We start from the raw sequence: 14,741 nt of genomic DNA, 5'->3' as shown, positions 1-14,741 counted from the left end.
GCGGTGTAGATGAAAGGGAGTCATGAGCGACTCAGAGTCCAACCAGCCGGCCGAGCGTCGGCGCGCTGACCCGTTGCAGGTCGCGGCGGACATGCTCGCGGACGAGGACGCGGAGAACACTCCCGCCCCGCGCCGGGACTCCGGCGCGAGCAAGGACGACTCAGCTCACCGACCCAGCCCTGACGACGTCCTGTCGCAGGCCGCGGCCAGCATCGACGAGAGCACGACGTCCGAGGACGACAGTGACAGCCCGCGTGCCCGCAGGGCCGCAGCTCGTGCGGCACGTCAGGCCGCCGCCGACAAGCGCAAGGCGGAGCGTGCTGCCGCCAAGGCCTTCGCCGCCTCCAAGCGCCATGCCGTACGCCGCGACGAGCCCCAGGCCGACGAGGCGCCGCAGGAGAAGACTCTCGCCGAGAAGCTCGACGCCGCGCGTCAGGCCGTGTCGACGCCACCGGACCAGGTCGAGCCCGAGGCCGAGCGCACCGCGACGTTCGAGGCCGTGACCGAGAGCGCTGCCCAGGAAGCCCCCGTCGTCGAGCAGCCCCAGCAGGTCCAGGCCGAAGCGCCCGCCGAGACGACCGCTGAGCAGCCCGTCGTCGACGACACCCCGCATGACTCGCCGTTCTCCCGGCTCGGAGGAGCGCCGACGGCCGGAGAGCTCTCGGGCGACGAGGCCCCGCAACCCGAACGGCCCCAGGTCGTCGAGGAGCCCGTCATCGAGACGATCGAGAACGAAGCTCCCGCAGCCCCGGTCGAGGAACCGGCGCCCGCCGAGGACACCCAGCAGGTCGAGGAGTCCCGGCCCGTGGTGGAGCAGGCGCCCGCCGCCGAGCAGCCCCCGGCACCGGCTGAGGTTCCCCAAGCGGCGCCCGCCGCGGCGACCCAGGCCACCTTCGCCGAGAAGCTCGCCGCTGCGAGTGCTGCCGCCCAGCAGCGGGTCGCCCAGGCCCGCGCCGAGGCTGCACGCCTGATGGAGGAGGCGGCACGAGAGCGTGCCGAGGTCTCCGCACGCCTGCAGTCAGACGAGGCCGCCCAGCGCGAGATCGCCGCCCAGAAGCTCAAGGCTGCCGAGCAGGCTGCGGCTGAGCGGGTCAGCGCCGCCCAGCAGGAGGCCGACCGCGTCACCGCCGAGATCGAGCGCGAGCGCGCCGCCGCTGCGGCCAAGATCGCCGAGCTCCAGAAAGCCGCCGACGAGCGGGTCGCCGCGGCCAAGGCCGAGGCCGAACGCCAGGCACAGCAGCGCATCCAGCAGGCCAACGCCGAGGCGCTCCGCCTCGCCGAGGAGGCCGAGGCCGAGGCCAAGCGCGTCGCCGAGCGCCGCCTGGCCGAGTCCGAGCTGGCCGCCGAGGAAGCCGCCAACCGCCGCCTCCAGGCTGCCGAGCAGGACGCGCAGCGCCGCATCGAGGCCGCTCGTGCCGAGGCGGAGAACGTCGCCGCCCAAGCGGCCGCCGACCGCGAGGCCGCCCTGACGCAGCTCGCCAAGGAGCGCGAGGCTGCCGATGCCCGCCTGGTCGAGGTCAAGGCCGAGGCCGAGCGCATCGTCGCCGAGGCAGACCGTACGTCCGCCAGCCACGTCGCCGCGGCTCAGGCCGAGGCCGAGAAGGTCGCGCAGCAGGCCGCCGCCGACCGTGAAGCCGCCCTCGCTCAGCTCGCCAAGGAGCGCGAGGAGGCCGACGCCCGTCTGGCCGAGGTCAAGGCTGAGGCGGAGCGCACGGTCCGCGAGGCCGAGGAGTCCGCGGGCTCGCACGTCGCCGCGGCCAAGGCCGAGGCCGAGAAGTACGCCCAGGAGACCGCCGCAGAGCGCGTCGCCATCGCCGTACGTGTGTCCGATGCCGAGCGTGCCGCCGAGGAGAAGCTCGTCGCCGCCAAGGTGCAGGCCGACCGCCTGGCCGCCGAGGCGGCTCAGCGTCACGCCGAAGCAGCTGCCGAGCTCGCCCGTGAGCGTGACGAGGCCAAGGCACTCGTCGAGCGCGCCAACGAGGAAGCCGACAAGCTGGCCAAGGAAGCCGAGGCCGAGCGCGCCGAGGCGGCCGCCAAGCTGGCCGAGGCCGAGCGCGTGGCGGCCGAGAAGATCCGCGCCGCCCAGGCTGAGGCCGAGCGGGTTGCTGCCGAGGCCAACGAGGCCGCCCGGGTGGCCAGCGAGGCTCGTGAGAAGGCCGAACGCAAGCTCGCCGAGGACGTCGAGGCGGCTCGTCTCGACGCCGAGCGCAAGGTCGCACAGGCCGAGAAGGACGCCGCCGAGCGCATCGCCCAGGCCCAGGCCGAGGCCCGTCGCCTCGCCGAGAAGTCGGAGCAGGACGCGCGCGAGCGGGTCGCCGCCGCGCAGGCCGAGGCCGAGCGCGTCACGGTCCAGTCCAAGCGTGATGCGCAGGAGCGCTTGAGCCAAGCCGTCGCGGCGGCGCGCTCCGCAGCCGAGGAGAAGCTGCAGGAGGCCGAGCGCACGGCACTGGAATGGGTCGCCGCCGCTGAGGCCGAGGCCGAGCGGGTCGCGCAGGAACACATCGTGATGGCGAACCACTCGTCGGCGTCGACACCGCTGACCGCACCCGAGCCGTTCGTCGACGAGTACGTCGACGAAGCCCCCGACGCTGACACCGATGATCACTCGCCCGAGGAGGTGAGTGACGACTCCGGGCAGGTCGCCCCCAAGATCAAAAAAAGGGTCGTCCGACGCAAGTGAGGTCCTGACCGCCGGTTCCATCGTCGCCGATCTCGTCGACGACACGACTGACGATCACGTCTCGGACTCGTCCGGGGTCTCGGCGACATTCGATCTGCCCCAGGCGATCAACCGGATCGAGCCCATCGAGGACGTCCCGCTGCCCGAGCTCGCTGCCCCGGAGACGGAGTCCGAGCCCAGTCGTGCCGAGCTGAAGTCAGCCCGGCGCCAGGAGCGTGCAGAAGCCAAGGCAGCTCGTCGCCGTGAGCACGAGGAAGCCGTCCAGGCCAAGATCGAGGCGAAGCGGCAGGCGCGCGAGGAGCGTGAGCTCGCGAAGCAGCGTGAGCGCGAAGAGCGAGAGCACGCCGAGCAGCAGGCCCGTGAACAGCGTGAGCAGGCCGAGCGAGAGCAGGCTGAGCAGCAGGCCCGTGAACAGCGTGAGCAGGCCGACCGCGAGCAGGCTGAGCAGCAGGCCCGTGAACAGCGTGAGCAGGCCGACCGCGAGCAGGTCGAGCAGCGGGCCCGTGAGCAGCGTGAGCAGGGCGAGCGAGAGCAGGCTGAGCAGCAGGCCCGTGAACAGCGTGAGCAGGCCGAGCGCGAGCAAGCTGAGCAGCAGGCCCGTGAACAGCGTGAGCAGGCCGAGCGAGAGCAGGCTGCTGCTGACCGTGAGCAGGAGGCCGCCGATGAGGCTGCCCGTGCGCAGGAAGCAACCGGCGCCGAGGAGCGCCACGACGAGCCTGTGGACGACGTTGCGGAGGAGGCGGCGCTGACGGAGCCTGAGCCGCAGCCGGTCGCCCCCACCGCCGCAACCATTGGGCTGACCAAGCGGCTCGAGGCCGAACGAGTCAGGCTGGCTGCCGAGCGGGAGAAGCGGGAGGCCGAGGAGCAGGCGCGCCTCGAGCAGGAGAAGGCCGCCGCTGCCGCAGAGGAGGCGAAGCTCGCGGCTCGCCGCGAGCGCGACGAGGCCAAGTCGGCCTCGCGTCAGGCTCGCATCGACGCCAAGCTCGAGCGCAAGCGCGCCAAGCAGGCCCGGCTCGACGCCAAGCATGCGGCTCGCCAGCAGCGCAACGACGAGCGCGAGCAGGCCGCCGCTGCCAAGATCCAGGCGCGTGCGGAGGCCGCAGCGGCGAAGGCCGCCGAACGCGTCGACACGCGTACCGCCGAGATGGAGGCGCCCGAGGTCACCGAACCGGCCGTGCTCGAGACGTCGGCACCCGCACTCCACGACGTCGAGGTCGAGTCGGTCGAGACCGTCACCGACCCGCCCGACAAGCAGACCGACGTCGAGGCCGAGAGCGCGGAAGCCTTCGACGGCACCGTGGCGCCGGGCGACCCCAGGGCCGAGGCCAGAGAGGCCAGGCTCGCTGCCCGCCGTGAGCGTGAAGAGGCGAAGCGAGCCACCCGTCAGGCACGCGTCGAGGCCAAGGAGGCGGCCCGGCAGGAGCGTCAGGCAGCCAAGGATGCGCTGCGTCGCGAGCGGCAGGAAGCCAAGGACGCCGCACGCCGCGAGCGCGAGGAAGCCAAGGAAGCCGAGCGCCGTGAGCGTGAAGAGGCGGAGCAGGCTGAGCTGCAGGCTCGTGAGGACGCCGAGCGCCGTGAGCGTGAAGAGGCAGCGCAGGCTGAGCTGCAGGCTCGTGAGGACGCCGAGCGCCGTGAGCGTGAAGAAGCCGAGCGGGCCGCACTCGTCGAGGTGCCGGAGCAGGTCGAGGAAGACCAGCCGGAGCAGGTCGAGGCGGTGGACGACACCGAGACCCCCGTCGAGCAGGTCGAGGCTGACGAGCCCGAGCAGGTCGTGGCGGAGGACGTCAGCGAGACCGTCGACGACGACGCGGAGGACGAGAAGCAGATCGCCGCTCGGGTGGCCGCGGAAGCCCGCGAAGCCCAGCGACTCGAGCGCCAGCAGGCCAAGGAGGCTGCCCGCCGCGAGCGCGAGGAGTCCAAGGTCGCGGCTCGCAACGCCAAGGCCGCGCACCGCGCCGAGAAGAAGGCCGACCGCGTGGTCGAGCCGCCCCGCGAGCCCAAGGTCTCGTTCATGGAGCGCCGGCGGAACAAGGCGGCCGAGCGCGATCCAGCAGGGGCGTCCGGCGGCCGCAACGTCGTCGCAGCCCTGGCCGTGACGGTCGGCGCCGTGGGCCTGGTCTGCTCACTCGTCCTTGCGATCGGCGCCTTCATGGCGGCGCTCGGCACCACGGACAGCAACGGCGCCTACGACACGCTCTCGTCACTGTGCGACGCGCTTGTCGGGCCGCTGCGCGACGTCTTCTCGTTCTCCGGCACCAACGCCGAGATGAAGGAGGCCGTGGTCTCCTGGGGCGGCGGCTCGATGATCTACGTGCTCGTCGGGATGTTCGCGCAGTCCTACCTGCGGTCCCGCATCGACGACGACTGAGCGCGGCCGGGTGTGACCTAACCCATGCCCGTGACGTGTCGCCCGCATTGCTACCTCTAGGTAACATTCAGATGACGAAGGGCCGCCTGATGTCAGCGCCAACGGCGTGGGATGGTGGCTCTTGCACAGTCCAGAGACTGCCGTGACGGCTGTTCGGTCGTTGCGTCCCAGATTCACAGGAGGGTCCTCGTGACCAAAATCGTTGTCGCTGTGAAGTACGTACCGGATGCCACGGCAGACCGGACCTTCAGCGCCGATAACACCGTCGACCGTGTTGGTGTCGATGGTTTGCTGTCCGAGCTCGATGAGTACGCGGTTGAGCAGGCGCTGCAGGTCGTCGAGGCCGGCGAGGGTGAGGTCACCGTGTTGACGGTGGGCCCCGAGCAGGCCTCCGACGCGGTGCGCAAGGCTCTGCAGATGGGTGCCGACGCGGGCGTTCACGTGCAGGACGACGCGATCCACGGGTCGGATGCGTTCGCGACGTCGCTGGTGCTGGCCGAGGCGATCAAGAAGCTCGACTACGACCTGGTGTTCTTCGGCATGGCGTCGACCGACGGTGGGCTGGGTGTCGTCCCGACCCTGGTCGCTGAGCGGCTGGGCCTCCCCGCCGTCACGTACGCCTCGGAGGTCACCGTCGACGGTGACACGGTCAAGATCCGCCGCGACGGCGATGTCGCCACGCAGGAGATCGAGGCGTCCGGCAAGGTCGTCGTCAGCGTCACGGACCAGTCCGGCGAGGCTCGCTACCCGTCGTTCAAGGGCATCATGGCCGCGAAGAAGAAGGACGTCCAGGAATGGACGCTCGCCGACCTGGGCCTCGATGCCGGGTCGGTCGGCCTGGACAACGCCTGGACCAAGGTCGAGTCGTTCGAGCCCCGCCCGCCGCGCACTGCTGGCGAGATCGTCACGGACGAGGGAGACGGCGGCGCCAAGCTCGTCGAGTTCCTCGCCTCCAAGAAGTTCGTCTGAGAAGGGCACTGACACATGACTGAAGTACTCGTTCTGATCGACGCCCCTGACGGCAAGGTCACCAAGCCCTCCCTCGAGCTGCTGACGATCGCCCGCCGCATCGGCGAGCCGTCGGCGGTCGTGTTCGGCAGCGCCGACAACGACACGCTCAAGGAGTACGGCGCCGAGAAGATCTACACCTACGACGACGCCGCCTTTGATGAGTTCCTCGTCGGCCCCAAAGCCGAGGCGCTCGCGCAGCTCGTCGCCGACAAGTCCCCGGCCGCCGTGCTCGTCGGTGCCTCGACCGAGGGCAAGGAGATCAGCGCCCGGGTGGCGCTGAAGACCGAGTCGGGCTGGATCAGCGACGCGGTCGACGTGCAGGCCGACGGCGGCACCGTCACCACGACACAGTCGGTGTTCGCCGGCAACTTCACGGTGAAGTCCAACGTCACCAAGGGCGCGCCCGTGATCACGGTCAAGCCCAATTCCACCGCTCCGGAGGCCGCTCCGGCCGCCGGTGCTGTCGAGGCCGTCACGGCTGACATCTCCGATGCCGCCAAGACCGCCAAGATCACCTCGTCCAAGCCCAAGGAGGCCTCGGGTCGCCCGGAGCTGACCGAGGCCGCGATCGTGGTGTCGGGTGGCCGTGGCACCGGCGGTGACTTCACCGAGGTCGAGGCGTTCGCCGACAGCCTCGGTGCTGCCGTGGGCGCGTCGCGTGCGGCGGTCGACTCGGGTTGGTACCCGCACTCGTTCCAGGTCGGGCAGACCGGCAAGACCGTCTCGCCGCAGCTGTATGTCGCCAACGGCATCTCCGGTGCGATCCAGCACCGCGCCGGCATGCAGACGTCCAAGACGATCGTCGCGGTCAACAAGGACGACGAGGCACCGATCTTCGAGCTCGTCGACTTCGGTGTCGTGGGCGACCTCAAGGCCGTCCTCCCGCAGGCCACCGAGGAGATCAAGAAGCGCAAGGGCTGACCTCGATCAGCTCGATCCCGACGGCCGGCCCACCACGGTGAGCCGGCCGTCGGCGTGCGTCAGACGTACCAGCATGTGAAACACAGGTCTGACCCGTGAGAACCAGCGCGGATGAGTCGGCAGAACTATTGACTTCGCCGCGCCGCCGGTCCTCTACCTTTTGGTAACACTTTGATTAAGCAGCCCTGCAACGCTGTCCCGTGAGCCGGTCGCAGTGATAGTCATAGGGGGCGCGCGCCAGCGTGCACCAGACAATCACAGGAGGAATCCATGCGACTCTCTCGGCGTACCCGCCTTGCGGGTGTGGCGTTGATCGCGGCCGGCAGCCTTACCCTGGCGGCTTGTGGCGGCGGCAGCGACGACAAGAGCGAGGGCGGCGGTGGCAGCAAGTCCGTCATCACGGTCTACGGCACCAACCCCCAGAACCCATTGATCCCGACCGCGACCAACGAGGTCGGCGGCGGAGACCCGCTGGACAACCTCTTCTCCGGTCTGGTGGCCTACAACACCGACGGATCGGTGGACAACGACGTTGCCGAGTCCATCAAGCCCAACGAGGACAGCACCGTCTGGACCGTCAAGCTGAAGTCCGGCAAGAAGTTCACCGACGGCTCGCCTGTCACCGCTGAGTCGTTCGTGAAGGCGTGGAACTACGGCGCCAACCCGGCCAACAAGCAGCTCAACAACTACTTCTTCTACCCGATCAAGGGCACCGACGACGTGGGCAACACGGTTGGCGGCGCCAAGACGGTCTCGGGCCTCAAGGTCATCGACGACACGTCGTTCAGCATCACGCTGAAGGCCTCGGAGTCGGACTTCCCGCTCCGCCTGGGCTACTCGGCCTACTTCCCGGTCCCGGACTCGGCCTACGACTCCGCGGGCAAGATCACCAAGGAGTACGGCAACAAGCCGATCGGCAACGGCCCCTACATGCTGTCCAAGACGGGCTGGGAGAAGAACAAGCAAATCTCGCTCGTTCCCAACCCGGACTACGACGGTCCGCACAAGGCCAAGAACGGTGGCCTGACCTTCAAGTTCTTCAACTCGGTCGACTCGGCCTACACCGCAGTCCAGTCGGGCACGCTCGACGTCCTCGACCAGGTCCCGCCGAGCGCGCTGACCACGTTCGAGAGCGACTCCGCGGTCAAGGCGTACAACGAGCCCGGTTCGAGCTTCTCGTCGTTCACGATCCCGGAGCGCCTCGCGCACTTCGGCAACGACGAAGAGGGCCGACTGCGTCGTGCGGCCATCTCCGAGGCGATCAACCGTCCCGAGATCACCGAGAAGGTCTTCAACAACGCCCGTACGCCTGCCAGTGACTTCACGTCGCCGGTGCTCGACGGCTGGACTGACAAGGTCGCCGGCAACGAGGTGCTGAAGTTCAACGCCGAGGACGCCAAGGCCAAGTGGGCCCAGGCCGACAAGATCAGCAAGTGGAGCGGCAAGTTCCAGCTCGCCTACAACAACGACGGCGCTGGCAACAAGGAGTTCTCCGAGGCGATGGCGAACCAGATCAAGAACACGCTGGGCATCGATGCCGAGCCGAAGGCGTACCCGACGTTCGACGAGCTGCGCACGGTCGTCACCGACCGCAGCATCAAGACGCCGTTCCGCACCGGTTGGCAGGCCGACTACCCGTCGATGCTCAACTACCTCGGACCGATCTACGCCACCGGCGCCGGATCCAACGACGGTGACTACAGCAACAAGGAGTTCGACCAGCTGATCCAGCAGGCGTCCGCCGCCACCGGCGACGACCGCTACAAGCTGATCGGCGAGGCGCAGGCCATCTTGATGAAGGACCTGCCGGCCATCCCGCTGTGGTACCAGAACGCCACTGCAGTGACGGGCAAGGACCTCAAGGGGTTCGTGTTCAACTGGAAGCAGAAGCCGGACTACTACGCCCTGTCGAAGTAGTTCTAGCAGTCCCTTCGGTCGCGGGGGTAGCCTTCACCAGGGCTACCCCCGTGCGCCGCGTCCGATTTCGGTGCACTATGGCCCTTTGATCACGTGCCAGCGCATCGATTCCATTCTTCTCACTTCCAGGAGGCCTCGTGTGGTGGTACGTCGCCAAGCGACTGCTCCAGGCGATCCCCGTATTCCTCGGGGCCACGCTGATCATCTTCTTCCTGACGAAGCTGCGACCGGGTGATCCGATCCTTGGCTTGACCGGCAACAAGCCCGTGTCGCCAGAGGTCCGCCAGGCGCTCCGCGACCAGTTCCACCTCAACGACTTCGTGGGCCTCCAGTGGCTCTACTTCCTCAAGGACGTCGTCACCTTCAACCCCAACTTCGTCGGGCTCGACGGCCAGCCGGTGTTCGAGAAGATCGGGAACGCCCTTCCGGTCACGGGCACGCTGGCCCTCCTCGCCCTGGCGATGGATGCCGTCATCGGCATCGTCGTCGGCACGATCGCCGGTCTGCGCCGCAACGGCTGGTTCGACTCGGTGACCCTCGTCATCTCACTCATCCTGCTGTCGATCCCGATCTTCGTCGTCGGCTTCGTGCTGCAGTTCCTGTTCGGCGTCAAATGGGGTGTGTTCGCAGCGACGGTGCCCGTCGACTGGAAGATCACCGACCTGTTGCTGCCGGCTTTCGTCCTCGCGATCGCCAACATCGCGACGACGACGCGGTTGACCCGCACGTCGGTCGCCAACAACATGACGGCCGACCACGTGCGCACGGCCCGGGCCAAGGGATTGGCCGGTCCTGTCGTCATCCGCAACCACGTGCTGCGCAACTCGCTCGTTCCCGTCGTGACCTACATCGGCATCAACCTCGGATCCTTGATGGCAGGCGCCATCATCACGGAGGGCATCTTCAACGTCCAGGGCATCGGCAACCTCGCCTTCGGAGCGGTGAGCCGCGGTGACACCCCGCTCACCGTGGCGGTCGTCTCGGTGATGGTCATGCTCTACGTGTTCATGAGCTTGATCGTCGACCTCCTGTACGCCGTTCTCGACCCGAGGATCCGCTATGCATGACACTCAGCCGGGCGCTCGCCCGGGCCAGGAGCGTTACGTCGCTCCCACTGACGAGACCCCCCTGCGCGCGATCGACGTCGTGGACGTCGACGCCGTGCCGGAGAGCCAGTGGCGCGAGGCCTGGAAGCGGCTGCGCAAGTCGCCGCTGTTCTGGCTGGCATCGGTGATCATTCTGGTTCTTGCCGTCATGGTGGCGTTCCCGACGCTGTTCACCAGTGCAGACCCCAACCAGGCATCACTCGGCAAGCAGTTCGACCCGCCCGGTGACGGACATCCCTTCGGCTACAACTTCCAGGGCGCGGACATCTGGGCACGCACGGTCTACGGTGCGCGGGCGTCGGTGGCTGTCGGCGTGTTCGCCACGCTCGTCACGGTCCTGCTGGGCGTGGTCACCGGTGCCATCGCCGGCTTCTACGGTGGCATCGTCGACACGCTCATCTCGCGTCTCAGCGACATCTTCTTCTCGATCCCGGTGCTCCTCGGCAGCATCGTGGTCATCTCGGTGATCAACAACGTGTATCCCAACAAGGGGTTCTGGGGCTCGGTCTTCGTGGTGGTCCTGGCGCTTGCCCTCTTCGCCTGGCCACAGATCACCCGTCAGATGCGCGGCGCGGTGCTCGAGGTCAAGAACCTCGAGTTCGTGGATGCCGCCACGGCGATCGGCGCATCGAAGCTGACCAACCTGCGTCGACACATCGTCCCGAACGCGCTGTCCCCGGTGATCGTGTCCGCGACCATCTCGCTGGGCGTCTTCATCGTCGCCGAGTCCGCGCTGTCGTTCCTCGGAATCGGGCTGCCGCAGACCATGGTGTCCTGGGGCAACGACCTGTCTGACGCCCAGACCCTGGTGCGATCCGGTCAGCACCTGGTCGTCATGTGGGTCCCGGCCACGGCCCTGGCCGTGACGGTCCTGGGGTTCGTCCTGCTGGGTGAAGCCGTACGTGAAGCACTCGATCCGAAGGCGAGAAAGTCATGACCGAGGCACCGCTGCTCGAGATCAAGGATCTGCGCGTCGGCTTCCGCACCGACAAGAAGAAGATCCTCACCGCCGTCGACGGCGCGAACCTCAGCATCTATCCCGGCCAGACGATCGCCATCGTCGGCGAGTCGGGCTCCGGCAAGTCGACGCTGGCTCACGCTGTGATCGACCTGCTGCCCGGCTCGGGACACGTGATGGGCGGTGAGATCCTCTTCGAGGGCCATGACATCTCGCACGCCGACCGCAAGGCCGTGCTCGCACTGCGCGGCTCGTCGATCGGCCTGGTCCCGCAGGATCCGATGTCCAACCTCAACCCGCTGTGGAAGGTCGGTCGTCAGATCAAGGAAGCCCTGGTCGCCAACAACGTGGCGACGGGCGATGCGGCCGACAAGCGGGTCGTCGAGCTGCTCGAGGAGGCCGGCCTCCCGGACGCCGAGCGCCGCGCGCGCCAGTACCCTCACGAGTTCTCGGGCGGCATGCGGCAGCGTGCGCTGATCGCGATGGGCCTCGCAGCACGTCCCAAGCTGCTGATCGCGGACGAGCCGACCTCGGCGCTCGACGTCACGGTCCAGAAGCAGATCCTCGATCACCTCGACCAGCTGACTGACACTCTCGGCGTTGCCGTCATGCTGATCACCCACGATCTCGGTCTCGCCGCGGAGCGGGCGGACCACCTTGTCGTGATGTATCGCGGTCGGGTCGTGGAGTCGGGCCCGGCTCAGGAAATCTTGCAAGACCCCGAGCACCCCTACACCAAGCGTCTCGTGTCCAAGGCCCCGTCCTTGGCATCGCAGCGACTGTCGTCCGTGCGCGCCCGCGAAGAGGTCCGTGAGCAGGCCGTGCAGACTGCCGCGGAGATCGCGGAAGAGGTGGCACAGAGCGAGTCGGAGTTCGGCGAGGGACGCGACGACATCATCGTGGTCGAGAACCTGACCAAGTTCTTCACGCTGCGCGGCGCCAAGCCGTGGCAGAAGGTCGACTTTGCCGCGGTGGACGATGTCTCGTTCAGCCTGCGCCGTGGCACCACCACGGCGATCGTGGGGGAGTCCGGTTCGGGCAAGTCCACCGTCGCCCGCATGGTGCTCGACCTGTTGCCGCCCAGCTCGGGTCGCGTCCTCTTCGACGGTCGTGACGTCAGTGAGCTCAGGTCCAAGGCGGAGCGGCTCAAGCTGCGCCGCCAGATGCAGCCGGTGTTCCAGAACCCGTACGCGTCGCTCGACCCGCTCTACTCGATCTACCAGTCGATCGAGGAGCCGCTTCGCACGCACGACGTGGGCACGAAGAAGGAGCGCGAGACGCGCGTTCGCGACCTGCTCGACAAGGTCTCGCTGCCCACCACCGTGATGTCGCGCTATCCGGGCGAGCTGTCCGGTGGCCAGCGGCAGCGCGTCGCGATCGCACGAGCGCTCGCGCTCGAGCCGGAGGTCGTGATCTGCGACGAGGCGGTCTCGGCGCTCGACGTGCTGGTCCAGGCGCAGATCCTCGAGCTCCTCAACGACCTGCAGGCCGAGCTCGGCCTGAGCTACCTGTTCATCACGCACGACCTCGCGGTCGTGCGGCAGATCGCCGACAATGTCGTCGTCATGCAAGATGGCAAGGTCGTGGAGTCGGCGACGGTCGCGGAGGTCTTCGACAACCCGCAGAAGGACTACACGCGCAAGCTGCTGGACGCCATCCCGGGTGCGTCGATCGAGCTCGGGGCCTGATTCCTGCTGTGATCTGAGGGTGCTGCTTGCCTTCCTTGCCGTACGCTGTCGTCTGGGAGGGGGACGCTAGCGAAGGGTCGGCATGAGGCGCTCGGTGCTCTCCTTGGCGCTGGTTGCCTGCTGCCTGATGCTGCCGTCCGTCGCGGAGGCCGGCACTTCCGGCACCGCTGACGTGCGGCCGTCATCGTCCTACGGGGCGCACGACGCCACGGGCCTGATCGTCTCGACCGACGGGGAGTTGCCCGAGGCGGTGCTGCGGCGGATCTCGCTGCTGCTGGGTCGCGACATCGTCGGCCAGACCCCGATGGGCGACTCGACCGTGGCGCTGCGCCTCGACCACACCATGCCGGCGTCGTCCGTACGGGTGCTGAGCAACCTTCTGAACCTCTTGCCCGGCGTGGCACACGTCAGCCCCGACCTCGTGGCGACGAGCGACTCGGTGCCCAACGACACGTACTTCCCGCGGCAGACCAACCTCTGGACGCCCGTGCCTGTGTCAACGGACTCCGGCGGCGAGGACCCGCCCGCCGGACCGGACTTCAGCATGGACGCGCCGACGATGTGGGACGCCACGCGGGGCAGCAAGTCGGTCGTCGTGGCACTCGTCGACGGCGGGCTCGTGGCGCATCCCGACCTGGCGAAGCAGACGGTGCCGGGCTATGACCTGATCGCCGACCCGCGCAACTCCAAGGACGGCGACGGCCGCGACCCGAATGCCGCCGACCCCGGCAACGCCTCCACCGGCACGTACTGTGCCGCTCATGCCAGCACGTGGCACGGCACGCACGTGGCCGGTATCGTCGCGGCACTTCGCAACAACGGCATCGGCATCTCCGGCATCGCACCTGGTGTGGCCATCCAGCCCGTACGCGTGGTGGGCCAGTGCGGCGCGACGATGTCGGACATCATCGCCGGCATCCGCTGGGCGTCCGGCGGGGACGTTCCCGGCGTGCCGCGCAACAAGACCCCGGCCGACGTCATCAACGTCTCGCTGTCGAGCAACGTCGCCGATCTGAAGTGCCCGGCGGCTTACCAGGACGTCATCGACGAGGCCCGGTCCCGCGGCGCGATCGTCGTCGTGTCGGCCGGGAACCAGAGCGAGTCGCTCCTCAACCGCACGCCGGCCAACTGCCAGGGCGTGCTGTCAGTGGGCGCCACCGACACGAAGGGCGCCCCCACGTCGTACACGAACGCCGGACGCACGATCGGGATCATGGCGCAAGGCGGCGAGGTCGGGCCGGACGAAGGCATCTGGTCGACCGTCGACGCCGGGACCGCCGGTCCGGTGCGGCCGACGTACGGACAGAACGCCGGTACCTCGATGGCCGCGCCGGCCGTCTCCGCCGCCGCGGCGCTGGTGCTCTCGCTCGGTCACTTCACGAACGACCAGGTCGTCCAGGTGCTGAAGAGGGCCGCGCTCAAGCCGCCGGAGTTCGGCGGCTACTACACGTGCATCTCGCACGACCCCACGACCGGTGTGGAGCGGAACGTGTGCGGCGCCGGCATCCTCAACCTCGCGAGCATCCCGGCGCCGGTCGGGCACCCGGCGTTGCAGGGCGGCTTGACGACCGGCAGCACCCTGTCGTTCACGCCGGGACGGTGGAACGGTCACCCGGACTCGGTGACGTACCAGTGGCTGCGGGACGGGACGCCGATCGCCGGGGCCACCACGACGTCGTACGTGCTGGCGGGAGCCGACCTGGGCCAGACGCTGACGGTGCGGTCGACGGCGCACACGCAGGGCTATCCGGACTTCTCGGGCCTCTCGGCCGCCACGGTGGTGCCCAAGGCCACGGCATCGGTGGCGCTTCGCCTGTCGGCGACCCGCGCGCGCGTCAACACGTCTCGCTTGTACGCGTACGTGACCGTGACCGCGGCCCAGGGGCAGTCGCCGAGCGGCACAGTCGGGGCATACGTGGATGGTCGCCGGGTGGCGCTCGTGACGCTGAGCTTGGGCCGGGCGCAGGTGCGGCTGCCGGCCTTTTCGACGACCGGATCGCACAAGGTGCAGATGCGTTACGGCGGCGATTCCCGGGTGTCCTACAAGTGGTCGTCATCGGTCTGGGTGAGTGTGTCGAAGTAGTCCCAGCGG

11 protein-coding genes are annotated in these 14,741 nt (G+C 68.6%); 9 read left to right on the top strand and 2 right to left on the bottom strand.

The genetic code is table 11. The features are described from left to right. Positions 1-22 precede the first annotated feature (22 nt). On the top strand, positions 23-2,680 hold the full coding sequence (locus tag ASC61_RS00605) for a hypothetical protein (RefSeq protein ID WP_056207886.1): 2,658 nt from the start codon (positions 23-25) through the stop codon (positions 2,678-2,680). Positions 2,681-2,734: 54 nt separating this feature from the next. On the opposite strand, the gene ASC61_RS19525 is transcribed toward ASC61_RS00605, so the two are convergent. Then, positions 2,735-2,908 carry a hypothetical protein gene (locus tag ASC61_RS19525; protein WP_157439327.1) on the bottom strand — a complete coding sequence of 58 codons (174 nt, stop codon included), beginning with the start codon at positions 2,906-2,908 and terminating at the stop codon, positions 2,735-2,737. Then, entirely contained in the window at positions 2,877-3,389 is a 513-nt protein-coding gene (locus ASC61_RS00600; protein ID WP_056207884.1) for a hypothetical protein, read from the bottom strand. The genes ASC61_RS19525 and ASC61_RS00600 overlap by 32 nt, the downstream gene beginning before the upstream one ends. 9 nt (positions 3,390-3,398) lie before the next feature. On the opposite strand from ASC61_RS00600, the gene ASC61_RS00595 reads away from it, so the two are divergent. From ASC61_RS00595 to ASC61_RS00560, 8 genes are all read left to right on the top strand, one after another. Further along, positions 3,399-5,048 carry a hypothetical protein gene (locus ASC61_RS00595; RefSeq protein WP_056207882.1) on the top strand — a complete coding sequence of 550 codons (1,650 nt, stop codon included), beginning with the start codon at positions 3,399-3,401 and terminating at the stop codon, positions 5,046-5,048. 189 nt (positions 5,049-5,237) lie between these two features. Next, the gene (locus tag ASC61_RS00590) at positions 5,238-6,017 is read left to right on the top strand and encodes an electron transfer flavoprotein subunit beta/FixA family protein (RefSeq protein ID WP_056207879.1); all 780 of its coding nucleotides are present in this window, start codon (positions 5,238-5,240) and stop codon (positions 6,015-6,017) included. A 15-nt stretch (positions 6,018-6,032) separates the two neighbouring features. Further along, entirely contained in the window at positions 6,033-6,980 is a 948-nt protein-coding gene (locus ASC61_RS00585) for an electron transfer flavoprotein subunit alpha/FixB family protein (RefSeq protein ID WP_056207876.1), read from the top strand. Between the two features lie 270 nt (positions 6,981-7,250). Further along, entirely contained in the window at positions 7,251-8,897 is a 1,647-nt protein-coding gene (locus tag ASC61_RS00580; RefSeq protein ID WP_056207873.1) for a peptide ABC transporter substrate-binding protein, read from the top strand. Positions 8,898-9,034: 137 nt separating this feature from the next. Continuing rightward, positions 9,035-9,964: an ABC transporter permease gene (locus ASC61_RS00575; RefSeq protein WP_056207870.1), complete on the top strand. Its 930-nt coding sequence runs from the start codon at positions 9,035-9,037 to the stop codon at positions 9,962-9,964. Next, on the top strand, positions 9,957-10,940 hold the full coding sequence (locus tag ASC61_RS00570) for an ABC transporter permease (RefSeq protein ID WP_056207867.1): 984 nt from the start codon (positions 9,957-9,959) through the stop codon (positions 10,938-10,940). The genes ASC61_RS00575 and ASC61_RS00570 overlap by 8 nt, the downstream gene beginning before the upstream one ends. After that, positions 10,937-12,649, top strand: a complete 1,713-nt coding sequence (locus ASC61_RS00565; protein ID WP_056207856.1) for a dipeptide ABC transporter ATP-binding protein — start codon at positions 10,937-10,939, stop codon at positions 12,647-12,649. The genes ASC61_RS00570 and ASC61_RS00565 overlap by 4 nt, the downstream gene beginning before the upstream one ends. An 82-nt stretch (positions 12,650-12,731) precedes the next feature. Further along, the gene (locus ASC61_RS00560) at positions 12,732-14,732 is read left to right on the top strand and encodes a S8 family serine peptidase (RefSeq protein WP_082530360.1); all 2,001 of its coding nucleotides are present in this window, start codon (positions 12,732-12,734) and stop codon (positions 14,730-14,732) included. Positions 14,733-14,741 lie beyond the last annotated feature (9 nt).

Source organism: Aeromicrobium sp. Root344 (genome assembly GCF_001425755.1).
Lineage (GTDB): Bacteria > Actinomycetota > Actinomycetes > Propionibacteriales > Nocardioidaceae > Aeromicrobium.
Note: the sequence above shows the minus strand (reverse complement) of the source record. Positions and strands in the feature narration are given on the sequence as shown.

What these genes read in the sequence shown, in the direction of transcription:
- ASC61_RS00605 (WP_056207886.1), top strand. Translation starts at nt 23, where the DNA reads ATGAGCGACTCAGAGTCCAACCAGCCGGCCGAGCGTCGGCGCGCTGAC.
- ASC61_RS00565 (WP_056207856.1), top strand. Translation starts at nt 10,937, where the DNA reads ATGACCGAGGCACCGCTGCTCGAGATCAAGGATCTGCGCGTCGGCTTC.
- ASC61_RS00585 (WP_056207876.1), top strand. Translation starts at nt 6,033, where the DNA reads ATGACTGAAGTACTCGTTCTGATCGACGCCCCTGACGGCAAGGTCACC.
- ASC61_RS00560 (WP_082530360.1), top strand. Translation starts at nt 12,732, where the DNA reads ATGAGGCGCTCGGTGCTCTCCTTGGCGCTGGTTGCCTGCTGCCTGATG.
- ASC61_RS00580 (WP_056207873.1), top strand. Translation starts at nt 7,251, where the DNA reads ATGCGACTCTCTCGGCGTACCCGCCTTGCGGGTGTGGCGTTGATCGCG.
- ASC61_RS00570 (WP_056207867.1), top strand. Translation starts at nt 9,957, where the DNA reads ATGCATGACACTCAGCCGGGCGCTCGCCCGGGCCAGGAGCGTTACGTC.